The sequence below is a fragment of the Streptomyces sp. HNM0575 genome (assembly GCF_012726265.1).
GTDB lineage: Bacteria > Actinomycetota > Actinomycetes > Streptomycetales > Streptomycetaceae > Streptomyces.
The window spans coordinates 845791-870812 of record NZ_JAASAG010000002.1 but is presented as its reverse complement, the minus strand read 5'-3'; the positions used below and the strand labels follow the sequence as shown (position 1 = coordinate 870812).

The window sequence follows — 25022 nt, the reverse complement described above, 5'->3', positions numbered from 1 at the left end:
GCCTGCGGCGGGAGGCGCCTCCGGCGTCCGGGGCTCCTGCGCCCGGGGTGCCGCGGGCGATCCCTCCGCCTGCGGGTCCTGACCGGGCGACTCCTGGACCGGTGAGTCCTGGACCGGTGAGTCCTGGACCGGTGCGTGCCGGACCGGTGCGTGCTGGACCGGCGGTTCCGACGGGAGCGGCTTGCGGCGCAGCGGGTTCAGCATCCGCTTCAGGAACAGCCGTACGGACGTGTCCGAGGCGTCGATGTGCACCCGCGGAAGCGCATGAATGCACGTCAGCGTGCCCGGGTCGATGGCGCACGCGTAGCCGTAACCCGCGTCGCGCACCGCCTCGACCGCGCGTGAGTCGACCGTCCCGTACGGATAGCAGAAGCCCTGCGGCGCGGTGCCGGTGATGTCGGCCAGGCAGGCGCGGCTGTGCTTCGTCTCCCTTTCGAGGGTGGCGTCGTCGGCGGTGGTCAGGTCGGTGTGCATGAGGCCGTGCGAACCCACCTCCATCCCTTCCGCGGCGGCGGCGCGGATGCCGTCGGCCGTCAACAGCGGTTTGCGCGGGCCGAGTTCGTCCCAGGCGTTGTCGCCGCCGAGCCGTCCGGGCAGCACGAAGACGGTCGCCGTGCAGCCGTGCCGGCGCAGCAGCGGCAGCGCGCTCTCGGCGAAGTCCGCGTAGCCGTCGTCGAAGGTCAGCCCGACCAGTCCGGCGCCGCGACCGGCGGCCCGTGCCCGCATCAGTTCGCCGACGCTCACGCCCGACAGTCCGTGGTCGCGCAGCCAGCGCAGCTGCCGGTCGAGCCGGTGGGGGGAGACGGTGATCCGGTACGGGTCGTCGGTGCAGCCGGAGACGGAGTGGTACATCAGCACCCAGGGAGGCCGTCGGCGCCGCACGCCTGAACGGGCCGTGGCGGTCGCCGGCTCGCGCGCGGACGCGGGTGCGGGCACGCGGCGCTGCGGCGTCGGCAGCGGCAGAGCGGGGATGCGGGCACGGAAGCCGGCGTACCCGGCGGACCGTGCGGACCCCGTGGGCCCGGCGGACCCCGCGGATCCGGCAGGCCGGGCGGTCTCGGCGGTCTCGGCGGACTCGGCGAATGCGGCGGACTCAGCGGACATGAGCGAACCTTCGTTTGACGGCGGCGAACAGCTGAGGCAACTCGGGGGCTCGTACGAGATGAGCCACGGACGCGAAGACGACCAGCACGGCCAGGCCGCCGACGGCGGCTCCGGCCAGCGGACTTGAGACGAGCCGGGCGGCGCCCCAGCCGGCCGCCGCGGCGACCGCGGCGGACAGCAGCAGCCGCGCCAGCCCGCCCGCGACTCCGCGTACGTCGATGGCGACGACGCGGGCGCCCAGGCCGTGCAGCAGGAGCAGCGCGGCGGTGAGGATCCCGGCGGCGTTGGCGGCGGCGATCCCGTGCACGCCCCAGACGCGCACCGCGAGCGCTCCCGACGCCACGGTCACGAAGAGCCCGGCGCCCATCGCAGCGGCCGGATACCAGGGGGGCCGAGCACCGGAGAAGAACGGGCGCACCAGCGCCCCCACCAGGCTGTGACCGAGCAGGCCGCAGCTGTATACCCGCATCACCGACGCCGTGTCCGCGGTGTCGCCGGCGTCGAACTCGCCGCGCTGGAAGAGGAGTCGGATGAGCTCCGGGGCACAGGCGATGACGTACGCGGCACCCAGCAGCACGACGATGCCGACCAGCGCCAGATCACGCTCCACGCGCAGCCGGGCGCGCTCCCGGTCGCCGTCCGCCATGGCGCGCGCGACGACCGGGAAGGTGACCGTGCACACCATGAGCGAGAGCACCATCGGCATCTGCGCGACCTTCTGCGCGTAGTTGAGGTGCGAGATGGCCCCGGCGGGCAGCGGTGAGGCCAGATAGCGCTCGAAGAGCACCTGCGCCTGACGGCTGACGGCGAAGGTCACGACCGGTGCCAGTACGCCGAGACCGAGCATCGCGATGCGTCCGGTGGACGGGTCGGGTGCGACGTCCGTACTCGGCCCGGGGAAGGGGGCGTTGGACGTGGCGGTCGCGGCGGACGTGGCGGGCGCGGTCGCGGGCTCGCGTCCGGCACCGGTCGGCAGACCGGCCGCGTCAGCCGCGTCCGCGGCAGGGGCACCCTCGGGCAGGTGCGCGGTCGTGGCGGTGTGCTCGGCCGTGTGCGTGGTCGCGTGCGCCGTCACGTGCGCGCTTTTCGCCGTCGCCACGGCAGGGCCCTTCGCCGCCGCGGGCCGCGTGCCGCGGGCCCTCCGCGGGGACGACCGCAGCTCCCGGGACGACCGCAGCTCCCGGGACGGCAACTGCTTGATGAACGAGGGGAGTTGGACGAGGACCATCAGCGCGCCGCCCGCCGCGACCCCCAGCGCGGCCGCCCGCACCCCCCATACGTTGTGCCCGGCGAACATCACCGCGATGATCGCCGCGTTGTATGCGACGTAGATCGACGCGGGGGCCACGAAACGCCGGTGCGCGCGCAGCGCCGCGCTGAAGTACCCCGCCAGCCCGAACGTCACCACGGTCAGCGATGTCAGACGCATGCAGTCGACGGCCGTGTCCGCGTCCGGCAGCCCCGGCGCCAGGATCCGTACGAGCACCGGCGCCGCGAGCAGCATCAGAACCGCGATGGCCACGAGACCGAGCAGCAGCCGGGGCAGGGTCCGCCGCACCACGCCCCACACCGGGTCGGGACCTTCGGGGGGTGCGCCCGGGAGCGTCGCGCCGTTCGCCGCGAGTGTGCCGTCCACGAGCGCGTCCGCCGCGAGCGCGTCCGCCGCGAGCGCGTCGTCCGTACGCGGAAGGCCCGCAGCCCGCCGCGAGAGCGCGAGGCTGAACGCGGGGACGAGGATCAGCGCCATCGCGTCCTCGATGAGCAGCGTGGCCGCCAGTTCCGGGACGGTCCAGGCGACGAGGAAGGCGTCGGTGTCGGCGTCGGCGCCGAAGAGGCTGGCGATCGTCTGGTCGCGCAGCAGCCCGAAGAAGGCACCGGCGGCGGTGAGAGCCGCCGTGATCACCGCCGCCCGCGCGAGGAACCGACCCAGCAGCGGGGGAGCGCCGTCCCCGCCGCCGAGTCGGCCGCCCGGGCCCTCGCCGTCGCGGACTTGATCGCCCTGGACCTCTTCGCCCTGGAGTTCCTCGCGCTGGATCGCTTCGCCCTGGACTTCGCCGGTGCCTGATGCCCGGGACGGCGACGCCGGTGCGTCCCGAGCGGAGGTCCGGGAGGCGTGCGTATCGGTCATCGAGCCGGTGCCTCTGCCTTGCCCTCGCGGCCTTCGGCGTACCCGGCCTCACCGGCGTCGCCGGCGTCGCCGGCGTCCGCGGCCGAGTCGCCGTCCGCGGGGGACGCGAGCGCCCACCAGGCGACACCGCCGAGCACGACCGCGGTCAGCACGGTCGACGGGCCGCCGATGTCGGCGTACAGGAAGTCGACGGCCTGCCAGACGAGCAGTCCGGCGGCGGCCAGCCCGCACTCGTACGAACCCGGGGCGCACGAATCCGGAACGTACGAATCCGGGACGTACGAACCCGGGGCGTCCGAGACCCTGACGTCCGAGGCCGTCGCGTCCGGGCCGGAGGCGTACGAACTGCCCCCGCCCCAGCCGCCGTAGCCGTGCGCCTGCCGCGCCCTGTGAGCCGCGTGCACCCTCCGCAACCCGCACACCAGCAGCACGCCTCCGCCGCCGACGAGCGCCGTGATCCCGACGAGGCCCTGCTCGCTGAGCACGAGCAGATACATGTTGTGCGGCGAGAGCAGCGGCTCCTTCTGGAACTGCATGCCCGCGCCCGCGGTGTCGCTTCCCGAGGAGAGCCCGAGCGTGGCGTGCCCGTCGCGCTGCGCCGCGAAGTTCTTCGGGCCGACGCCCGTCACCGGAGAGTCCTGCCAGATGCCGGTCGCCGCCGACCAGAGGCTGTAGCGGTCGGTGACGGAGCGGTCCGGCGCGGAACCGATGTCGGCGATGCTCGTCAGCCGCTCCGTGACCATCGCCGAGCCGACGCCGAAGCCGCCCACCAGCACCACCGATGCGGCCACCAGCGCCAGCAGCACCGCCACGGCCCTGCGCACCCCCGCCAGCACCAGCACCGTCGTACAGGCGACGGCCGTCGCGATCCACGCGCCGCGGCTGTAGGACAGGACGAGCGGCGGCAGCAGCGCGAAGGCACAGCACATCGCGGTGATCCGCTGCCGGCGTGAGCAGTCGGCCGGGTACGCGAGGGAGAGCGCGAAGGCGGCAACGAGCCCCAGGGAGACGACAGTCGACATCCCCATCACGTCGAGCGGCCCGAAGGTGCCCACGGCGCGGACGTTCTTCCCCATGTACGAGGCGCCGGTGCCGGTCAGGCTCTGTACGACGCCGACCGTCCCCTGCACCAGCGCCAGCACGATCACGGACCAGCACAGGAGTCTGAAGTCCCTTGCGCCGCGCAGCAGAAGCAGCAGCGCACCGGGGACCAGCACGAAGATCTGGAGGCAGCGTACGAAGCCGGGCACGCTCGCCCACGGATCGGCGGACGCGGCGGTCGCCACCGCGAAGGCGACAGCCGGTGCCCCGAGCACCACCGCCGCCCTGGGTGTCAGACGACCGCCGCGTCCGCGCAGCAGCCTCACCAGGCACCACACCACCAGCACCATGGAGGCCGCGTCTGCGGCAGTGATCTTGCCCGAGGTGGTCACGTCGCCGGTACGCACCGGCGCACAGAGGACCAGCACGGTCGCCACCGCCGGAGCCATGGGAGCCCAGTGCCGCCAGGGCACCGGTCCGTTCGCACCCGCCGGGCTTCCGGCCGGACCGTGGGACGCCGGCGCCCGGTGCCCCGGGCCGTGTCCGCCGTCCGCACGGGCGGCTCGTGCGCCCGCGTCGTCGCCGCCCGGCGGACGCCGGCTCTCCGGAAGTGCGACCGTCACCCCGATCACCGTCCTTCGAGGCGGAAGAACGAGGTCACCGTGCGGAACATGATCCGCACGTCCTGCCAGAGCGACCACGTCTCGATGTAGTGGTTGTCGAAGCGCGCCCGGTCCTCGATGGAGGTGTTGCCGCGCAGCCCGTGCACCTGAGCCAGCCCGGTGATGCCGACGGGCGAGCGGTGCCGCTCCGCGTAGCCGGGTAGCTCCTGGCTGAACTGCTGCACGAAATAAGGGCGTTCGGGCCGCGGCCCGACGAGGCTCATGTCGCCGCGCAGCACGTTCCACAGCTGCGGCAGCTCGTCCAGCGACGTACGGCGCAGCAGCCGCCCGACGGCGCTCATCCGCTCGTCGCCCGCGACGCTCCACAGCGTCGCCGACTCGTTCTCGTCCGCGGGCCGCAGCGTGCGGAACTTCAGCAGCGTGAACGGACCGCCGCCCAGGCCCACCCGCTCCTGACGGAAGATCACTCCGCGCCCGTCCGACAGCCGTACGGCCAGCGCGCACGCCGCCAGCAGCGGCGCCGCGACGACCAGCGCCGGCGCGACCAGCGCCAGGTCCAGCAGCCGCTTGCGCCAGCTCCACCCCGAACCGGGGCACTCCAGGGACAGCCGCCTGCACGAGAAGCCCCACACATGCGAAGGCCCCCCGTCGTGCGTTCCGTGAGCCCCCACGGCACAGCCCGGCCGCACGAGCCAGCCCGTCACCCCGCGTTCGCCCAACGCCCTTGCCAGCAGGGCGTTCCGGGCCTCCTCCCACGGAGATCCGAGGAAGACCACGTCGCGGACGGTGTTCTGGATGACCGCTCTCGTCACGTCCTCCAGCACGACGACCACCGGCAGCGGTGCGCCGTCGCGGTCCGCGTGCCCGTCGCCGGCGTCCGTGCCGGTGGCGTCGCTCGCGCCGTCGAGGGCCGCTGCGGTGTCCGCCGTGCCGACCAGGTCGACGAAGCCGACGGGCCGCAGCCCGTAGCAGGAGTGCTCGGAGAAGACGCCGGCGACCGTACGGGCCAGCCGTCCGCTGCCCACGATCAGCGCGGGCCGTGGCCGCCGCCGCGCCTTCATCCGCCGGAAGCCGTGCACCAGGAAGCGGGCCGTGGCGGTGAGCACCGCGTTCGCGCTGATCGCGATGAGGAGTGCCGCCCAGTCCAGCGCCGACGGGCGGTCGAGCGACGCGAGGAGTGCCGCGGCGACGCACCAGACCACGGCGACGCGGGAGGCCACCGCGGGGAGTTCGTCGAGCGCGTACGCCATCAGCCCCGGCCGGTACAGGCCCGCCTGGGCGTTGAGCGCGAGAGCGCCGCCCACGACGGGCCCCAGCAGCAGGGCGTCCGCTTGTGACCCGCCGACGGCCGAGGCCATCACCGCCACGACGGCCGCGCCCGAGGCCGCGTCGGCGAAGGCGAGCGCCGCGGCACCGCGATGGCGAAGCCGCAGCAGGTTCCGGCGTCTGCGCAGAGTGCCGACTGGCGCGGGCACGGCCCGGTCGGCCGCCTGCTGGGGTGGCCGTACGACGACGCCGCTCTCGGAGGCCTTTCCCGGCGCCGACGCAGGCTTGGTCACCACCCGTGCGCTGCTCGCCCGCTCGTCCGTGCTGTCCGCCGTCATAGTGCCGCCCGTCCCTTGCCGTCGCGGGCGCGGGCGCCGAGCACTTCGCCGTACAGCCGCAGCACCGAGGCCGCGGTCTGCCGCACGTCGAAGTCGGCGCGCACGTGCTTGCGTGCGGCCTCGCCCATGAACTCCCGTACGTCCGGCGCCCGCAGCAGATGCGTGACCGCCTCGGCGAGGGCCCCCGGATCATCGGGCGGCACGAGGGACGACTCGTGCTGCCCGGGCGGCAGGCACTCGCGCGCCCCGCCCACGTCCGTGAGCACGACGGGACGGGCGTGGGCCATCGCTTCGAGGGGAGTGAGCGCCATGCCTTCCCAGCGGGAGGGCAGTACGACCAGATCGGCCGCGGCGTACCAGCGGCCGGCCGTGTCGCTCGCCCCCGCGAACAGCACCCGCTCGGGCGCCGATCCGCTCAGATCACCGCGGTCGGGCCCGTCGCCCACGAGCACGAGCCAGGCCTCCGGTACGTCGTCGGCGATGCGCCGCCACGCGTCGAGCAGCACCCGCTGCCCCTTCTGCCTGCACAGCCGCCCCACGCACACCACGAGCGGAGCGCCGTCCGGCACCTCCGCCAGCTGGTGCAACTCCTCGCGCGCCACGGCACGTTCGCAGGGCTCGGCCTCCGGGACGCCGTTGTGCACCACGGCCCACCGCGCGGCGATCCCGGCCTGCTCGCCCGTACGGCGTTCCGCCTCGCTCACGCACAGCACGCGGTCCGTCCAGCGCGCGGCCCGGCGCTCCCAGGAGCGGGCGAGCCGGGCGGTGCGCCCCTCGACGGCCTCGAACGACCAGGCGTGCGGCTGGTAGACGGTGGGCACCCTGCCGCGCAGCGCCAGCCGTGCGGCCAGTCCCGCCTTGGCGCTGTGCGCATGCACGACATCGGGCGAGATCCGTCGGACCAGCCGTGCCGCCCGAAGGGTCTCCGCCGCGATCTGGGGGCCCAACTCCCTTACGGCCGCCCAGAGTTCGACTTCCGCACCGCCGTCCGCGGCCTGTCCGGAGAGGCTTCCGCCGTCCGGACAGGCCACCACGGCGCGTACGCCTTCCCGCGTCTGGGCCCGGGCCAGATCGGCCACGACCCTCGCCACCCCGCCTTCGACCGGTTGTGCCAGATGAAGGACCGTCAGCCGGTCAGTTCCTTCTCTACGCTGGGATTGCACCCGGACGTCTCCCTCAACGTCACAGCCGGACAGGCTTCTTGGCGGAACAGCGGATTCTCGGAGTCAGCGGCGGGCGTCTACCTGCGCGAAGAGCGCGCCGAGCAGGTAGTCGTCGTCGCCGGACGCGAAGCGGAACTGGAGGCGGTTCCCGCCGGCACGCAGCGCCTCCCGCGCGTCCAGCACGTCGGAGTCGTATCCGAGCGTGTTGCGGTACGCGGGAGCCCGCCCCGCCACCTCGCGGCCGCGGTCGGTGATCGTCGAGTTGAACAGGTCGTCGCGGGGGTTCGCCGAATTCGAAATCCGCGTCCCCGCACGCTTGTTGGCCGACACCGTGAGGGACTCGCCGCCCGCTCCGCGGTCGCCGTCGTATCCGACGACGCCCACCGATCCCTTGGCGCCCGCGGGGAATTCCATCGCCGGGCCCGCCACGGGCATGCCGCCGGAATTCCGTTCCGACGCCGCGAATCCGTCCCAGACGCTCAGATGACGAAGCGGCGACTTCTTGTTCTCGTACGCCACGACCAGCGTCCAGCCGCCCCACGCGCCCGCCTTGGAGCGGCCCTTGGCGACATTGAGCTGCGCCACGGTGTACGCGCCCGGGCCGCTTTTGCGCACCAGCGACGTCACGTTCGCGGAGGCCTGGTAGGCGTCCGCTCCGTCCGCGCGGCGGTGCGTGCGCACCGTGTCCGCCTTGACCGACCGGTACGAGCCGCGCGGCTCGGCCATCAGCGCCCGGCCGTTGTCCTTCGCCGGCTTGACCTCGCCGACACGGAGATTGCCGCCCCAGTAGAGCCGCGCGTAGGAGACCTCGGCCTTCTTCGGCAGCCGCAGCGTCGCGCGGGTGGAGTTGTACGTGTTCCGGTCGCGGTCGACGTCGGAGTAGAACATGTCGAAGTCGCTGTTCCGGCCGCTCCCGCCCTTCTGGGCCGAGCCGCACGGGCCGGCTTTTGCGGCCGACTTGCGGCATGTGATCGACGCGTTCGCGGCGGTGGCGATGCCGCCGTGACGCGTCGCGTGGTAGCGCTCCTTGAGCGCCTGGCCCGTCTCATTCGGCCTGGGGTTCGGCGCCGACGTCGCCTGCGGCGAGAGCGACACCGTCGCCGCCGCGCAGAGCATCGCGCAGGTCAGTCCGCGCACAGCTGATTTCTTCTTGCCCACCATGGTTGTCTCCGTCTCCCGTCACGAAACAGAGCGACCTTTACAAAGGCGGTGGTTCAAAATCCGGTGGCGCGCCGGTCATCTTTACCTTTTCACTGACTAGCGGACACCCGATGGTGCGCGTCCGGCTGAAGAGGGCATCGGAAAGGGCCGGACGAATGCCCGGGCAAGCTCGGTCGTAAGGTCGGTCCTATGTCGCTCACCTTCGAAACGGATCCATCCATCACGCCTCAACTCCGCGACGGCTTGGGCGCGTTGTGGGCGGACGTCACCAATGCGGGCGGTGCCGTGGGCTTCGTGCCGCCGGTGACTCCGGAGGAGGTGCACCCGGATCTGCTGGCCCACCTGGCCGCCGTCGACTCCGGCCGTACGCGGATGCTGATCGCCCGCGACGGGCGCGACACGATCGTCGGGGGCGCCTTCATCGCCCTGAACGGGCACCGGCTCAAGCGCCACTGGTGCTCGGTCTACACCGTGATGGTGCACCCCTCGCTCCAGGGGAAAGGCCATGGGCGGGAACTGATGTCCGAGGTCGAGAAGACGGCACGGGAGATCGAGGGCATCACCGCGATCCGGCTCACCTGCCGCGGCGGACTCGGCCTAGAGCGCTTCTACACCGGCTGCGGGTATCGCGAGACGGGGCGTCTGCCGGGTGCGATCAAGGTCGCGGACGGCGATCTGCGGGACGACGTCACCTTCTGGCTGGCCCTCGACTAGAGCCCGGCTCCGGGGCCGGGAGGGGCCGGAATGATCGCCTGCGCGCTGTGTTTGACTGGACGGAGGGCACGCGCGGTCCCTGCGCACCCGCACACTCGCGCACTCGCACCGCGTGGGCGCACCGTGCGCCGCGCACCGCGCCACGGCCCCCGAGCCGCATGAAGGGCGCCGCACGACAGGCGGGCGCCCGTATCACCGAGAAGTCCGGAGAAGACCCCGTGAGCAGCAAGTCGCACGCAACGCTCCGCTACACCGCCATGCGGGCCGGCGTCTTCGCCGCCTGCCTCCTCGTCGTCGCGCTCCTCGCGTACACCGGGATCATTCCCGAGGGCATCGGCAGCTCCAACCCGCTGTGGGTCGTGCTGCTGGCGCTGGTGGTCTCGGCCCCGATCAGCTTCGTGCTGCTGCGCAGGCAGCGCGACGCGATGTCCGAGCAGATCGCGGACGGCGTCGGCCGGGCCAAGGAGCGGATCTCGGCGAACCAGAGCCAGGAGGACGGCGTCGCCTGACGCCGTCGGAGACCGGGGCCGCGGGACCGCCGGGACGCGGCTGCGGCCGCTGCGCCGGCACCCGCCGGTGCTCAGCTTCCGTCCTCGGAACCTGGCTGGTCGACGGACATCTCGCCGAGCTGCGACCAGTCGTCCTGGTCGATGTTCGCGTTGATGATCAGGGGAGTCTCGGCGAGATGCGGGGGTAGTTCGCGCCGGGCGGTCTTGAAGTGCTCGGAACCGACGTGTGCGGCGCCGGCTTCGTCGTCACGGAAGGCCTCGACCAGAACGTACTCAGTCGGGTCCTCGACGCTGCGGGACCAGTCGAACCACATGCAGCCCGGCTCCGCGCGCGTCGCCTCGGTGAAGTCGCGGGCGATGTCGGGCCAGCGGTCCGCATGCTCGGGCCGTACGCGGAACTTCGCCGTGATGAAGATCATGCCGTTCTCTCCTCTTGCGCAGATTGCCCGTAATGCCGCTGCACGGGGACTGGTGAAGGCAGTTGGCGAGCTTGTCGCGGTGCTCACCGGCCGGTCCACGGCCTGCCAACATACATAGTCGCTGTGCGGCGGCGAACGTGGCCGGGGAGTCGGTGATACCCGTGCCGGTCCGCGCCCTCCGCGGGCTCAGACCACGTCGTATGAGACTCCGAGCAGGTCGTCGTCGGCGAGGCGCTGCTTGAACGAAGTGAGTTCCGGGCCTTCCGGGTTGAGGCTCTCCGCGACCTTGAGCCCCGAGTACAGGGACGTCTCCTGGAGGTCGGTGATCGTGGTGAAGCTGCCCGCGAAGTAGAGGTTCCGCTCGCCCTGCAAGGCCATCATGTCGCGTGCCGCGCCGAGGCTGCGGGGCGTGCACAGGGGGTGCCGGAACCGGCGTTCGGCGAGGATCTCGGCGGGATCCGAGGACCGGTAGGCGGCCCAGCTCTTGAAGATGTTCGGCTTGGTGGCCGGGTCCGAGGTGCCGTAGTACGCGCCGACCCAGATCGACGTCTCGCAGTTGCGGCCGCCCGCGGCGGCGTTCTGGACAGACCAGTAGCCCTTGTCGGCGGGCATGTAGTGGGGGTCGCGGTGGATGACGAGGCGCGCGGGGTGGTATTCGTGCAGGCCCAGGTACTCCCCGATGCGGCTCAAGTCCGGGGCGTCGCCGAAGAAGCCCTTCGAGACGGGCGGCGGGGCGGTGACGACGACCGCGTCGTACGGGCCGTGACGGCCGGAGTCGGTACGGACGTGCCAGGTGCCGGACCGCTCCTCCAGGCTCTGCACCGCGGCGCGGGTGAGGACGTTGGTGTTCTCACAGGCGTCGAGCAGCATCCGCAGATAACCCTCAAGGCCCACCGTCGAGTTGTAGGTGTGCACGGACTCGAAGATGTTGCTGGGGAAGGTCTTCGCGAACGACGAGAGATGGGCGCGCGCCGACTGCGTACGCACGAGTTCGGTGTCGCCGCAGGTCAGGGAGGACAGCCAGGGGGTGAGGACGTCGCGCCGGTAGTCGGCGTCGATGCTGAGGCCGTCGAGCCACTCGCCCATGGTGGTCCCCCACGGGGCGTCGGGCTCGGTCATCTTCCGCGCCTCCCTGGTGAAGGCGAGGAAGCTCAGCGCGCCGGGGAGGTCGTCCAGGACGTGTTCCGAGCCGAAGCGGGGCTTGCCGGTGGCGCCGTCGAAGACGGTGAGGCTCGCCGGCCCCTCGATCACCTTGCTCGTCGCGGGGTCGTCGGTGCGGGCGCCGATCTCCTCCAGGAACGACCAGTACATCGGGTGGGTGTTGGGGTGGAAGAACTCGGCGCCGATGTCGACCGCGTACTTCTTGTCCCCGTCGGTGACGGACACCGTGTCGGCGTGGCCGCCGATCTTGTCCCGCGACTCGAAGAGGTCGACGCTCCACGACGAATCGCAGAAGTAGGCGGTGGCGACGCCCGCCGCGCCCGCGCCTATGATCGCGAGCCGCTTGCCCGGTGCGTCCGCGTTCCTCTGCCCCTTCCTCTCCCGCTTCGGCCCGCTCGGCAGGCTCGCTTGCGCGGTTCCCGCTCCGAGCACTCCCAGGGCCGCGGCCCCCAGGACTCCTTTGCGCAGGACCGATCGACGCCCCAAGGGATGTCCCGAGCCAGGCATTTGACCTCCACATGTTTGGTCTGAACCTTTAGGTGGAGGGCCATGGTACGGGCGGAAGGCGGCCCGCGACACAGCGGTCCGGCCGGCGGGTGTGGCCGCTGCTCAAGTGCCCCGGCCCGTCCGGTCATTCGATGCCGAGCGGGCCCACGCCCAAGTCCTCCCGCATGCGGTCGCGCATCCTGGCCATGGCCGTACGGCGCTGCGCGATCAGCGGGGCGTCCTCGCCGGAGCCGACGGGGACGCCGCGGGCGTAGGCGTCGCGTATCCGGCTGTTGCGGTCCGCGATCAAGGTGGCCGCGATGCCGATGACGGCACCGCTCAGCGTGGAGAGCAGCGGCATCCAGTCCATGCGCGGCAGCCTGCCGGTCCCGTCGCCGCCGCACCAGACCGCACCGGACGGCACCTGACCGCATCAGGGGGGCCAGGGGGGCGCCGGGCCGTCGCCGGGCGAGGGGCTTCGAGGCAGCGGCAGGTACCGAATCGGCGAGAATGCGAGGTTCACCAGATTCATTACCCGTCCGGGATGTTCCGCATTGGGCGAAGTGCGGTTCCGGCCCGTGGAGCGGGCCGAAATTCGACCGGCCTATAAATCGAATACGCCCTTCCCCAGGTGGAAGTGCGTGTTAACTGTGCCGCCGGGTCTGCGAGTCGTGGCTCCCGTCCCGAAGAAGGGACGAGGAGTGGTATGGCCTGAAAACAGTGAACAATTCAGACGGAGTATGCAATGGCAGTTCAAGATGGAAGCAGCGGGACGCTTTCATCCGGCACAGTCAGAACCGCGGTGCCGGCACGCCTTGACAGGCTGCCCTGGTCGCGCTGGCACTGGATGATCGTGATCGGGCTCGGCACGGTGTGGATCCTCGACGGGATGGAGGTCACCCTCGTCGGCAACATCGCCGGGCGGCTGTCCGAGTCCGGTAGCGGGCTCGACATCTCCTCGGCGCAGGTCACGGGGCTCGGCGCCGCGCTGTATGTCGCGGGGGCGTGTCTCGGGGCGCTGTATTTCGGCTGGCTGACCGACCGTTACGGACGGAAGAAGCTCTTCCTCCTCACGCTCGCCGTGTACCTCGCGGCGACGGCTCTGACGGCGCTCTCGTTCGACAGCTGGTGGTTCTTCCTCTGCCGCTTCGCGACCGGTTTCGGTATCGGCGGCGAGTACGCGGCCATCAACTCGGCGATCGACGAGCTCATTCCCTCGTACTACCGGGGTCGTGTGGACCTCATGATCAACGGCAGCTTCTGGCTCGGCGCTGCGGCCGGCGCGATGCTGTCGATCCCCATGCTCGACACTGACATCTTCGCGGCGGACGTCGGCTGGCGTCTGACCTTCGCGTTCGGCGTCATCCTCGGCTTGGTGATTCTGGTGGTGCGGCGGAATGTGCCGGAGAGTCCACGGTGGTTGTTCATCCATGGACGCGGCGACGAGGCCGAATCCATCGTGCAGGACGCGGAGGCACGCTGTCTGGCACAGCACGGCGAGGGCAGCCTGCCCGAGCCGGCCGGCGAGATGGTCATCAACCAGCGTGAGGCCGTCGGTTTCGGGATGATCGCGCGCACGGTCTTCTCCAAGTACCGTTCCCGTGCATTCCTGGGGCTTTCGCTCTTCGTCGGCCAGGCGTTTCTGTACAACGCGGTCACATTCGGATTCGGCGCCATTCTCGCGGCCTTCTACAAGGTGCCCGCGGGATCGACGGGTTACTACTTCGTCGCCATCGCGGTCGGGAATCTCCTCGGTCCGATTCTGCTCGGTCCGCTCTTCGACACGGTGGGCCGCCGGATAATGATCGCCGGTACCTATATCGGGTCCGGTGTGCTGCTGTTCGGCACCGCGGCGCTCTTCTCGAGCGGCGTGCTGTCGGCGACGACCCTCACGGTCTGCTGGAGCGTCGTGCTGTTCTTCGCCTCCGCGGGAGCCAGCTCGGCGTACCTGACGGTCAGCGAGATCTTCCCGATGGAGACCCGGGCCATGGCCATCGCGTTCTTCTACGCGCTGGGCACGGCGGTGGGCGGCATCAGCGGTCCGCTCATCTTCGCCTCGCTGACGGAGAACGGCGTACTGGCCGACACGACCCTCGCCTTCGAGATCGGTGCCGGGCTGATGTGCCTGGCCGGTCTGGTCGCGGCGTTCCTGGCCGTGCCGGCGGAGCGGCGTTCCCTGGAGGACATCGCCACGCCGCTGTCCGCGCAGGAGACGCCGGCCGCCGCAGCCGGCTAGCAGATCCCGCCGGCGCAGCAGGCCGGCGGACACCGCCGTCGTGACGGCGAAGACCTCCGTGACCGGAGCCGTACGAGGCTTCGGTCACGGAGGTCTTCGATGCGTCGGGGGTCGTGTGCTGCCCTGCTCGTATGTCCGGGCTGATGCGTCCGGGGCCCGGACGCCCGGGGGCGGTCACTCGGCTTCGCCGGCTCTCCCCTCGGGGTGCGTCTGCCCGCGGGCCGCGATGACGCGGCTGACGAGGTGCTCGTAGACCAGCGCACCGATGACGGCGCCGATGAGCGGGCCGATGATGGGGATCCACCAGTAATGGCTGTACCAGTCGAAATTGCCGGGGAAGGCGATCGACCCCCATCCCTCGAAGAAGGTGAAGAGCCGGGGGCCGAAGTCGCGGGCAGGGTTGATGGCGTAGCCGGCGTTCGTCCCGTATGCGAGGCCGATGGCGACGACGACGAGACCGATCAGGAACGGCCCCATGTTCGACTTGGGCGCCGTGTTGCGCATGTCGATGAGCGCGCAGACGAGCAGCAGCAGGAACGCGGTGCCGACGATCTGGTCGAGGAACGGCCCCCACCACGAATCCCCGAAGTACTCGGCGGGGAAGGTCGAGAAGATGGAGAAGGTGGGCAGCGACTTCTCACGTCCCGTGCCCTCCTTCGCGTTGAAGGCGTCGATCGCCCAGTGGTAAGTGGCGTATACGACCGAGGCGCCGACGAAGGCTCCGACCAGCTGCGCCCCCCAGTAGGGAAGAACCTTCCGCCAGGGGAAATGGCCGCGCACCGCGAAGCCGAGCGTCACCGCCGGGTTGATGTGGGCGCCGCTGATTCCGCCGGCCACGTACACGCCGAAGACGACGGCCAGGCCCCATCCCCAGGAGATGATGAGCCAGTTCGAGGGGCCGAAGTCGCCGGTCTGGCGTCCGGATCCGGAGAGTCCGACGACCGCGACGGCCACCGAGCCGCAGCCGATCAGAATGAGGACGAAGGTGCCCAGGAATTCGGCGATGAGCTCGCCGCCGAGTCCAGTTCTGTAACCGATTCGGCGTGGACTGCTCTTCGTGTGTTGCTCAGCCATCGGCTCTCCTTGGTCGATCGGAACAGCCCTGCCTCCCCCTCCCTCCGGAACCGTATGCAGGGGCGGCCAGCACGGTCGGGGGGCTGAGCGCGCGTCACTCCGTTTGTCCACCCGATGGCGTACGGGTGCGCCGTTGCAGGCGTCCGATCAGGAATTTGGCCGGGAAAAGCGTGAGCCAGAACCATTTCGCGGCCGTCGGCGAGGCGAATGCGAGCGGTACGGCGGCCCCGAAGACGAGCACCGTCGAGGCCAGGTCCGCCGATTCGAGACGGCGGCTGCGGAGCGTGGCGCCGGACGCGGGGCCCAGGCGCCGGTGCGAGCTGTACAGCAGGGAGAGATGCACGCCGTTGAGCGCGGCGACGCTGAGGCCGTAGACGGCGACGGCCTGCGGCTTGTCGCTGTATTCGGCGAGGAGCGCGGTGGGGAAGGGCAGCAGCGCCGTCAGTCCGAGGCCGAGCAGCGTCAGCGCGGTGACGCGGCCGTCCACCGCGGCGAAGGACGACAGGATGCGCCGGTGGTCGAGCCAGAACTCCGAGATGACCGCGAAGCTCAGGGCGTACGCGGCGATATGGGGCAGCGTCAGGTGGAGGGACTCGCGGAAGCCTTCGGTGCTGAGCCCGCGCCGGACGGTGATGTCGAGCACCAGCAGCGTCATGGCGATGGAGAAGACGTTGTCGGACAGGTTCTCCAGGCGTTCGGGCCCTCCGCTGCCCCGCGGGGCGGCCGGTGTGTGATCCACGTGCCGGATGTTAGATGTGCTCCGGTTTCGGCTGATTGATCCCGCGCCAGGGCCGTACGGAATCGCATGCGACGGCTTCCGGGCGGTCTGCACGCGCCGGTGCCGGGCAGACGCAGGTCGGTGGGCGTGCGCCGTACCCGCGCTCGCCAGCTGCGTTGACGGAGGGTCCGCGTACGCTTACATCCGAGGATTGTGTGGGGAGACGGGGGAGATGACGCGGAGGGGCGTGCAGGTGGGGACCAAGAGCACGAGCAGCGGGGGGCGCCGGCGGATGCCGCGGGAGGTGCGCGAGCGGCAGATGCTGGACGCCGCCGTCGCGGGCTTCGCGCGGCATGGCTATCAGGCGGCGTCGATGGACGACATCGCGGAGGAGGCGGGGGTCTCCAAGCCGCTGGTCTATCTCTATCTGAAGTCGAAGGAAGACCTGTTCACGGCGTGCATACGGAGGGAGCGGGCGGCGCTCGTCGCCGCCGTACGGGGCGGGACGGGCGATGGCGAGCGGGCCGCGGAGCCGCGGCACTCGGACGCCGAACGGCAGCTGTGGCGCGGGCTGTGCGCCTTCTTCGCGCACACGGCGGCCAGACCCGACGGGTGGTCGGTGCTGCACAGGGCCGCCACGCAGGGCGAGCCGTTCGCGCGTGAGATCGCCGGGATGCGGGCGGAGATCACGGAGCTGGTGACGCTGCTGCTGGGCAGGGCGGCCGTCGACGCGGGCTGCGACGAGGAGTTCGCCGAGCGCGAGGTCTCGGGGCTCGCGCACGCCATGGTGGGAGCGGCGGAGTCGCTGGCGGTGTGGGCCAACTCCCGTACGGATGCGGCACCTTCGCCCAAGGAGACCGCGGCCACGCTGATGAACTTCTGCTGGACGGGGATGGGGCAGATGATCAAGGGCGCTCGCTGGTCACCTCACCGGTGAGATGGAGCCGGGGGCGGCCTTCGCCCTCGCCGTGCTCCGCGCCGCCGTTGCTTCGGGCCCCCGGGGCCCCCGGGGCTCCCTGGGGCGCGGTCGCGTCGTCGCCGCTGCGCAGCTCGAAGCGGTGCACGCGTACGGGCGCGCGGTAGCCCCCGGCGGAGGCGGTCGGCTCGTCCACGCAGTAGGCGACGGACGAGGGGAGCGGCACCGGAGCCTTGAACTCCGCGCGGGCGGTGAGCTGTTCGCTGCCATCGGTGGCGCCCGTACCGGCGAGTGCGCGCGCGAAGGTCCACATGCCGTGGGCGATATGGCGCGGGAAGCCGAAGAGCTTCGCGGTCAGCGGGTGCAGATGGATGGGGTTGCGGTCGCCGGAGGCGCGGGCGTAGCGGCGTCCGAGGCCGGACGGCAGATCCCAGTGCTCCCGCACGGGCAGGGGTGCCGCGGGGTGTTGCGGTGCGGGGTGTTGCGGTGGCGGGTCCGTTGCGGGGAGCCGGAGCCCGGGGGGCTGTTCGCCGGGCTGTTCCTCGGGCCGCCGGCCGCCGTCCGCGGTGCGATGACGGCACAGGTAGGTGCTGCGCGAGTGCCATATGAGGGCGCCGTCCAGGCGGGCCTCGGTCACCACGTCGAAGCTGCTGCCGCGCCGGTGCGGTGCCGGTCCCTCCGCGTGCACGGAGATCTCGGGCCGGTCGCCGGTCCGCAGCGCGCGGTGCTGGGTGAGTTCGATCCCGGTGTGCACGAGGCCGAGCACCGGGAACGGGAAGCCCGGCCGCGCCATCAGCTCCATCGCGAGCGGGAAGCCGAGGACGTGCGGATAGGTGGGCGGCACGGGCGAGCCGGTGGCCGGAAGGGGCTGCCCGGGCCCCTGTCCCGCGTCGCGTATCTGTGCCGTGCCGTATCCCTGTGCCGCGCCGGGCCCCTGCCCCGTCGTGGCCTTACCGTCCCCGCCGTCGAAGCCGCAGACCCGGGCGTACGCCCGCAGCCGCCTCTCGTCGATGCGGGCGTCGGGCAGCAGCAGCCGCTCCCCGGGCAGCCGCGCGTGTTCGTACGGACCGCGCCTGGAGCGGGAGGCGAGCGCGCCCCTCGCGAGTACGAGCGGCAGCCGGGGCGGTGTGCTGAGGCGCTGAACGGTCATCGCGGTCACGCTCCCAGCAGGCTCTGGCCGCAGACTCGTACGACCTGGCCGTTGACGGCGCCGGAGTCCGGTGCTGCCAGCCAGGCCACGGTCTCGGCGACGTCGACGGGAAGACCGCCCTGCGACTGGGAGTTCATGCGCCTGCCCGCCTCGCGGATGAAGAACGGCACGGCCGCCGTCATCTTCGTCTCGATGAATCCCGGGGCCACGGCGTTGACGGTCACTCCGTGCTCGGCGGCGGCGCGCGGCGCGAGCGAGCGTACGAGGCCGATGATTCCGGCCTTGCTCGCCGAGTAGTTGGTCTGGCCGACGTTGCCCGCGATGCCGGAGATGGAGGCGGTGGCGACGACCCGGCCGGTGCCGCGGCGCAGGGCGCCCGCCGTCAGCAGATGGTCGGTCGTGCGCAGCACGGAGGCGAGGTTGACGTCCAGCACCTGGTCCCAGCGCTCGGGCTTCATGTTGACGAGCCTGCGGTCCCGAGTGATGCCCGCGTTGTGCACGAGCACGTCGAGGCCGCCGCCGGGCAGGGCCTCCGCGATGCGGGCGCCCGCGTCGTCGGAGGTGATGTCGAGCGGGAGCGCCGTGCCGCCCGACGCCTCGGCGACGCGGGCCAGTTCGGCCTCCGCCTGCGGTACGTCGAGGCAGAGGACGTGCGCGCCGTCACGCGCCAGCGTCGCCGCGACGGCCTCGCCGATGCCGCGTGCCGCACCGGTGACGAGCGCGGTGAGGCCCTGGAGCGGGCGCTCGCGGCCTGCCGCTTCCACGGCGCCGGATCCCGTCTCCGCGGCACCGGACGACGCGGTCCCCGCGGGTCCGGCGATCTCGACGACCTGCCCGCTGACGTAGGCCGACCTCGGCGACAGCAGGAAGCGCAGGGTGGACTCGGCGTGTGCCGGGGTCGCGTCCGGTGCGAGCCGTATGAGCTGCACCGTGCGGCCGCCGCCTGTCTCCTTCGCGAGCGAGCGCACGAAGCCCTCCAACGCCTGCTGCGCGGCGGCCTGATGGTGATCGCCGGCGTCGGGGCGTGCGGCGAGCACCACGATGCGGCCGCACTCGGCGACCGAGCGCAGCACCTCGTGCAGGCACTCGTAGACGTGGTGCAGCCCCGGTACGTCGCGCAGGCCCGTGGCGTCGACGACGACGGCGGCGTGGCGGGTGCCGGGTTCCGTCCCGCCGCCGTCCGTGCGGACGGGGAGGCCGGTGGCCTCCAGCGCCGCCGCGAGCTCCTTCGCATGCGTACCGCCGCCGCCGCTGCCGTCGCCGCTGCTGTCGGCCCCGCTGTCCCTGTCGCCGCCGTTGCCGCCGTTGCCGTCCCCGGTTTCGCCTCCGCCGCGCGGCGGCAGCGGCGTGAGGTGCAGTATGGGGCCGCCCCCGAGCGACGGCCGCTCCGCAGACCAGCGGTGCAGCGGTACGGGACGGGGGAGGCCGAGCCGGCGGGAGAGGAGGCGGCCTGGACGTGTGTTGGTCCAATGCAGATAACGGTCAGCCATTCCCTGTTCCCTCCGGCTCGCGTAAATTTACTTCCGAGTAAGGTTACTTTCAGGTCAGGAGTCTGGTCGAGGATGAGTTCCAACGGCCTCACAAGTCCCAGCACCACGCGCCGTGTTGCCGTGATCGGCGGCAGCCGCATCCCCTTCGCGCGCTCCGACGGACCGTACGCGACCTGCTCGAACCAGGAGATGCTCTCGGCCGCGCTCGACGGGCTGATCGAGCGGTTCGGGCTGACGGGCGAACGTGGGCGCGGCGTCGGGGAGTTCGTGGCCGGTGCCGTGCTCAAGCACAGCCGGGACTTCAATCTCGCGCGGGAGACCGTGCTCGGCTCCCGGCTCGATCCCCGCACTCCCGCCTACGACATCCAGCAGGCCTGCGGCACCGGCCTCCAGGCGGTCATCGCCGTCGCCAACAAGATCGCGCTCGGCCGGCTCGACGCGGGCATCGCGGGCGGCGCCGACAGCGCGAGCGACGCGCCCCTCGGCGTCAACGACGAGCTGCGGCGGATCCTGCTGGCCGCCCGCCGGGCCAAGACGTGGCAGGAGCGGGTGAAGCAGATCGCGCGGGTGCGCCCGCGGCACCTCGTACCGGAGATCCCGCGCAACGCCGAACCGCGCACCGGGCTGTCGATGGGCGAGCACGCCGCCCGCACCGCACACGACTGGGGCATCGGCCGGTACGAGCAGGACGTGCTCGCCGCCGCCAGCCACCGCAACCTCGCGACCGCGTACGACAGCGGCTTCCTGCACGACCTCGTCGTGCCCTTCCGCGGTCTGGCCCGCGACCACAACCTGCGGCCCGGCACCTCGGTGCAGAAACTCGGCGAGCTGCGGCCCGTCTTCGGCACGGAGTTGCCGGACGCGACCATGACGCCGGGCAACTCCACGCCGCTCACCGACGGCGCCGCGACGGTGCTGCTCGCGAGCGAGGAGTGGGCCGAGCGGCACGGACTGCGGCCGCTCGCCTATCTCTCCACGTACGAGACGGGCGCGGTGAGCTTCTACGACGAGGACGGCAGGCCCGGCGAGGACGGTCTGCTGATGGCGCCCGCGTACGCGGTGCCGCGGATGCTGGAGCAGGCCGGGCTCGGCATCGAGGACTTCGAACTCTTCGAGATCCACGAGGCGTTCGCGTCCCAGGTGCTGGCGACGCTCGCCGCGTGGGATAAGCGGGGTCTCGCGCCCGTGGACCGCGAACGCCTCAACGTCGCCGGCTCCTCGCTGGCGACCGGCCACCCCTTCGCCGCGACCGGAGCCCGGATCGTCGCCACCCTCGCCAAGCTCCTCGCCGAGCGGGAGGGCGCCGGGACCGGTGCGAAGGGGCTGATCTCCATCTGCGCGGCGGGGGGCCAGGGGGTGACCGCCGTACTGGAGAAGGCCTGAACGCCGCCGGTCGGGCCGGGTGTTCGCCGGGAGGACGACCCGGCCGGCGCCGCGGAGCCCGTGGCCGGCCGTTCCGCGCCTGGCGCCCGGCACCGTTCCGCAAACCGGCCCTTCCGCAACCGCCGTTCCGCACCGGTCCCTTCGACACCGGTCCGCTCCACGGCGGACCGGTCCGTCCGGCCAATCCCGGTGATCCGTAAGACCGCCGGGCAGGCCGGGACCATCCGAACCAGGCCCGAATCGACACCGGATCAAGAGGTACCGCACGAACAGGAGCCGCTCGTGACGACCCAGCCCGCAAGCCCAGCCCCGGCACCCGTCGGCATCAGCCCGGGCGCCACGCTCGTCGAGCCGGAGAAGGAGGTGGTGGACGGCGTCGTACGCCAGGTCTCCATGCGGCCGTTCGCACCGGCGGTCACGAGCGGTTCCCTCGGCGACATCCCCTTCACCAACGCCGCCGAGGCCCCCTCCGAGGCGGTGCTCAGCCGCAAGCAGCCGGACGGCACCTGGCATGACGTGACGTCCTCGGAGTTCGCGCAGGAGGTGCTGAGCACCGCGAAGGGCCTCATCGGACTCGGCCTCGAAGCGGGGGACCGGATCGCGATCATGGCCCGCACGACGTACGAGTGGACCCTGCTCGACTTCGCGGGCTGGGCCGCGGGCCTCGTCACCGTCCCCATCTACCCGACGTCCTCGTCCGCGCAGGCCCGCTACATCCTCCAGCACTCGGGCGCGCGCGGCTGCGCCGTCGAGAACGCCGAGCTGTCGCGGATGCTCTCCGCGGAGCGCGAGGCCATGCCCGCCCTCGAACACCTCTGGCAGCTCGACGCGGGCGGGCTCTCACAGATCGTCGCCGCGGGCACGCAGACCGACGACGACGCGGTCGCCGGACGCCGGGGCGTGACAGGTCCCGGCAACGTCGCCACCCTCATCTACACCTCCGGCACGACGGGACAGCCCAAGGGCTGCGTGCTCACCCACGGCAACTTCTTCGCCGAGGTGGACAACGACATCGAACTGCTGCACCCGGTCTTCAAGTCCGTCAGCAAGGACCCTGCCTCGACGCTGCTGTTCCTGCCGCTGTCGCACGTCTTCGGCCGGATGGTCGCGGTCGCGTGCATGCGGGCGCGCGTACGGCTCGGGCACGCGCCGAGCATCCAGACCGAGGATCTGCTCGCCGATCTCGCGGGCTTCCGGCCGACGTTCCTGCTGGGCATCCCGTACGTGCTGGAGAAGGTCTACAACACGGGCCGCGCCACCGCCGAGAAGATGGGCCGTGCCTCGTCCTTCGACCGTGCCGCACGCATCGCACGCCGCTACGGCGAGGCCGTCGAGCAGCAGGAACACGGGCGCGGCAACGGTCCCGGCGCCGGCCTGAAGACGGCACGCGGCCTCTACGACCTGCTGGTCTACCGCCGCATCCGGGCCGCGCTCGGCGGGCGCTGCCGCTATGTCATCAGCGGCGGATCGCCTCTCGGGTCGCGGCTGGCCGCCTTCTACGAGGGCGCGGGGATCTCGGTGTTCGAGGGGTACGGGCTCACCGAGACCACGGCCGCCTCGACGTGTACGCCGCCGCTCAAGCCCAGGCTGGGCACCGTCGGCTGGCCGATGCCCGGCACGGCGGTGCGCATCGCCGACGACGGCGAGGTGCTGCTCAAGGGCCCGCACGTCTTCGCCGGTTACTGGGACTCGCGGACTCAGGCCGCGGTGCCGGACGTCGGCGGCGACGGCTGGTTCGCGACGGGCGACCTCGGTGCCCTCGACGACGAGGGCTATCTGACGATCACCGGCCGCAAGAAGGACCTCATCATCACCTCCGGCGGCAAGAACATCGCCCCCGCGCCCCTGGAGGACTGGCTGCGCGCGCATCCGCTGGTCGGCCAGTGCCTGGTCATCGGCGACAACCGTCCGTACATCACCGCGCTCATCACCCTCGAACCGGACGGCCTCGCGCACTGGCAGCAGATGCACAAGAAGAAGGAGCTGACCCGCGAACAGCTCGCCGAGGACCCCGACTTGCTCGCGAACCTCCAGCAGGCCGTCGACGAGGCGAACCGTATGGTCTCCCGCGCCGAGTCCATCCGCCGCTTCGTCGTGCTGCCGCAGGACTTCACCGAGGAGGCGGGCCATCTGACGCCGTCGATGAAGCTGAAGCGGGCCGCGATCGTGCGGGACTACGAGGGGGAGATCGCGAAGCTGTACGAGAAGTGACGCGTGGGTGGTGGCTGTCGCGGACGTCGACGTGAGGGGCCACCGGGCCGGGCCGGGCCGGGGGTTCCGGATGCGGGGCTCGGGCTCGGTTCCGGGGCTCGCGGGTCCGGCTGCGGGTTCCGCTGCGGTGCGCGGGGGTTCGGGGCCCGGGCCCCGCTGACCGTGGCGTTCGGCCGGTGCGGTCAGCGGGGCGGGGCGGGGACCTCGTGCGCGGCGGTCAGCTGCCGCAATCCCCTTGCGTGGGCTCGCCCTTGAAGCGGTCGGAGAGCCAGTTCATCGCGGGGATCGAGGCGAGGACCGCCGTGCCCGCGTGCGGTGAGAGCGGGAAGCTCGTCCACTCGACGGTGTCGCCCTTCGCGCACCAGTCGGCGCGCAGCTGCTTCCCGACGTCGTACGGAATGATCTCGTCGGCCTCGCCGTGGTACAGGTACACCGGCGCACTCGGTGCTTTGGTGCCGAGCTTGTCCTCGGCGAGGCGCTGCTGCCAGTCGGGCTGGTCGTTGGGGTCCTTGGTCGTGACGTCCTCGACGGACTTGTTCGCGCCCGCCTGCGACGCCTCGTCGACACAGCCCTCCTTCATGATCTTCGTGATCCGCCTGCCCTCGTCGTTGAGATAGGCGTCCAGGCCGAGTTCGGGGAAGGCGGCGTCGTGGCCGATGGCGGACATCAGCACCAGGCCCGCCTCCGCGTCGCCGTCGTTGTACTCGGCGACCTTCGGCAGGTCGGCCGGTACACCGCCGCTCGCCGTGCCCTTGACCTGGAGCTCGGGCGCGTACGTTCCGGCGAGTTCGGCCGCCCAGCCGCTGGCCTGGCCGCCCTGTGAGTAGCCCATGATGCCGACGGGCGACTCCTTGGTGACGCCCAACTCGGCCGCCTCGGGCAGACGTTGGGCGGCGCGTGCGGCGTCGAGCACCGCGTTGCCGGCCGAGCGGCCGACGGTGTAGGTGTGCGTGCCGGGCGTCCCCAGGCCCTCGTAGTCGGTGACCGCGACGGCCCAGCCGCGCAGCAGCGCGCCCTCGATCAGCGGCGCCTCCTTGGTCTTGCCCACGGGGAAGTTGACGGACGGCGCGCACTTGTCGGCGATGCCGACGGTGCCGACCGCGTACGTCAGCAGCGGTCTCGGGCCTTCGTGGTCGTCCTTCGGTACGAGGACGGTGCCGGAGACGGTGTCGGCCTTCCCGTCCGCGGCGGTCGACTTGTACTGGATCCTCCAGGCGTGCGTGGGGAGCGATACGCCCGGGAAGACCTGGAAATCGGTCGGTTCGGCGCTGACGACGTCACCGGGGCCGGCGGCCTCGGGAGCGGCCGTGGCAGCGGCAGCGGGGAGGGCCAGCGCCCCGGAAAGCGACAAGGCGGCCACCGCGACTGTTGCGGTGACCGCCTTGCTACGGACGTTTCCGGTACGGGGGCGTCTTCTTCGGAGGGGGATGTGCATGGGGGGTCTCCCAACGATTCGGAAATGCTGGGCTCGTCAGATGGAACGTACTGACGCGTCAGTACCTCCGCCAGGGGGCGCGCAGTTGTTGTGCATGTACGGCACAACAACGGCCGAGAACGCGCCCCGGGGGCGGCGGCATCGCAGGGCGATGGGGTCTTCGAGGTGGGGGCAGTGGCGGACGGCGAGTTGGACGCAGGGCCGGCAGATCGGCGGTTTGGTGCAGAAGATGCCGTCGGTCGGTTCGTCAGTGGGCATGTCCGGGCCCGGCATGAGGAAGAGCCATCCGCGGGATG

General features: G+C 71.8%; 18 protein-coding genes and 2 pseudogenes. 6 read left to right on the top strand and 14 right to left on the bottom strand.

The annotated features are described in order from the left end of the window. Positions 1-174 precede the first annotated feature (174 nt). The 6 genes and pseudogenes from HCC61_RS07730 to HCC61_RS07700 form a co-directional block, all read right to left on the bottom strand. A pseudogene (locus HCC61_RS07730) lies at positions 175-852 on the bottom strand (polysaccharide deacetylase family protein); the annotation flags it as partial. Between the two features lie 241 nt (positions 853-1093). Further along, entirely contained in the window at positions 1094-3232 is a 2139-nt protein-coding gene (locus HCC61_RS07725) for a lipid II flippase MurJ (protein WP_169134439.1), read from the bottom strand. Then, a complete protein-coding gene (locus HCC61_RS07715; RefSeq protein WP_240968542.1) occupies positions 3229-4722 on the bottom strand; it encodes an O-antigen ligase family protein in 1494 nt (497 codons plus the stop codon). The genes HCC61_RS07725 and HCC61_RS07715 overlap by 4 nt, the downstream gene beginning before the upstream one ends. Positions 4723-4901: 179 nt before the next feature. Next, on the bottom strand, positions 4902-6500 hold the full coding sequence (locus HCC61_RS07710) for an exopolysaccharide biosynthesis polyprenyl glycosylphosphotransferase (protein ID WP_169134438.1): 1599 nt from the start codon (positions 6498-6500) through the stop codon (positions 4902-4904). Continuing rightward, positions 6497-7615 (bottom strand): glycosyltransferase, encoded by a 1119-nt coding sequence (locus HCC61_RS07705; RefSeq protein WP_206322264.1) that lies wholly within the window; start codon positions 7613-7615, stop codon positions 6497-6499. The genes HCC61_RS07710 and HCC61_RS07705 overlap by 4 nt, the downstream gene beginning before the upstream one ends. A 111-nt stretch (positions 7616-7726) precedes the next feature. Continuing rightward, positions 7727-8824, bottom strand: a complete 1098-nt coding sequence (locus HCC61_RS07700; protein ID WP_169134437.1) for a DUF3344 domain-containing protein — start codon at positions 8822-8824, stop codon at positions 7727-7729. Between the two features lie 183 nt (positions 8825-9007). On the opposite strand from HCC61_RS07700, the pseudogene HCC61_RS07695 reads away from it, so the two are divergent. Further along, a pseudogene (locus HCC61_RS07695) lies at positions 9008-9538 on the top strand (GNAT family N-acetyltransferase); the annotation flags it as partial. Positions 9539-9756: 218 nt separating this feature from the next. After that, complete coding sequence (locus tag HCC61_RS07690) at positions 9757-10047, top strand: DUF4229 domain-containing protein (protein ID WP_346777068.1); 291 nt, start codon at positions 9757-9759, stop codon at positions 10045-10047. A gap of 71 nt (positions 10048-10118) precedes the next feature. Here the strand turns inward: HCC61_RS07690 and HCC61_RS07685 are convergent, their stop codons facing one another. The 3 genes from HCC61_RS07685 to HCC61_RS07675 form a co-directional block, all read right to left on the bottom strand. After that, positions 10119-10466 (bottom strand): putative quinol monooxygenase, encoded by a 348-nt coding sequence (locus HCC61_RS07685; RefSeq protein WP_169134434.1) that lies wholly within the window; start codon positions 10464-10466, stop codon positions 10119-10121. 186 nt (positions 10467-10652) lie between these two features. Continuing rightward, positions 10653-12113, bottom strand: coding sequence for an FAD-dependent oxidoreductase (locus tag HCC61_RS07680; RefSeq protein ID WP_169134433.1), 1461 nt, complete (start codon positions 12111-12113; stop codon positions 10653-10655). A gap of 145 nt (positions 12114-12258) precedes the next feature. After that, a complete protein-coding gene (locus tag HCC61_RS07675; RefSeq protein ID WP_240968539.1) occupies positions 12259-12483 on the bottom strand; it encodes a hypothetical protein in 225 nt (74 codons plus the stop codon). 375 nt (positions 12484-12858) lie between these two features. Here HCC61_RS07675 and HCC61_RS07670 point away from each other — a divergent pair, with 375 nt between their 5' ends. Continuing rightward, positions 12859-14349, top strand: coding sequence for an MFS transporter (locus HCC61_RS07670; protein WP_169134432.1), 1491 nt, complete (start codon positions 12859-12861; stop codon positions 14347-14349). Positions 14350-14523: 174 nt separating this feature from the next. Here the strand turns inward: HCC61_RS07670 and HCC61_RS07665 are convergent, their stop codons facing one another. Beyond that, entirely contained in the window at positions 14524-15423 is a 900-nt protein-coding gene (locus HCC61_RS07665; protein WP_169134431.1) for an MIP/aquaporin family protein, read from the bottom strand. 94 nt (positions 15424-15517) lie between these two features. After that, complete coding sequence (locus HCC61_RS07660; protein ID WP_346777067.1) at positions 15518-16162, bottom strand: TMEM175 family protein; 645 nt, start codon at positions 16160-16162, stop codon at positions 15518-15520. 271 nt (positions 16163-16433) lie between these two features. On the opposite strand from HCC61_RS07660, the gene HCC61_RS07655 reads away from it, so the two are divergent. After that, positions 16434-17078, top strand: a complete 645-nt coding sequence (locus tag HCC61_RS07655) for a TetR/AcrR family transcriptional regulator (protein WP_169134598.1) — start codon at positions 16434-16436, stop codon at positions 17076-17078. Here the strand turns inward: HCC61_RS07655 and HCC61_RS07650 are convergent. Next, positions 17047-18207: a MaoC/PaaZ C-terminal domain-containing protein gene (locus HCC61_RS07650; protein ID WP_240968537.1), complete on the bottom strand. Its 1161-nt coding sequence runs from the start codon at positions 18205-18207 to the stop codon at positions 17047-17049. The genes HCC61_RS07655 and HCC61_RS07650 overlap by 32 nt on opposite strands. A gap of 5 nt (positions 18208-18212) precedes the next feature. Then, positions 18213-19697 (bottom strand): 3-oxoacyl-ACP reductase, encoded by a 1485-nt coding sequence (locus HCC61_RS07645; protein ID WP_169134430.1) that lies wholly within the window; start codon positions 19695-19697, stop codon positions 18213-18215. Positions 19698-19769: 72 nt separating this feature from the next. On the opposite strand from HCC61_RS07645, the gene HCC61_RS07640 reads away from it, so the two are divergent. After that, entirely contained in the window at positions 19770-21080 is a 1311-nt protein-coding gene (locus HCC61_RS07640; RefSeq protein WP_169134429.1) for an acetyl-CoA C-acetyltransferase, read from the top strand. 324 nt (positions 21081-21404) lie between these two features. Continuing rightward, positions 21405-23291, top strand: coding sequence for an AMP-dependent synthetase/ligase (locus tag HCC61_RS07635; RefSeq protein WP_346777085.1), 1887 nt, complete (start codon positions 21405-21407; stop codon positions 23289-23291). Between the two features lie 217 nt (positions 23292-23508). Here the strand turns inward: HCC61_RS07635 and HCC61_RS07630 are convergent, their stop codons facing one another. Beyond that, entirely contained in the window at positions 23509-24651 is a 1143-nt protein-coding gene (locus tag HCC61_RS07630; RefSeq protein ID WP_346777084.1) for a lipase family protein, read from the bottom strand. Positions 24652-25022 lie beyond the last annotated feature (371 nt).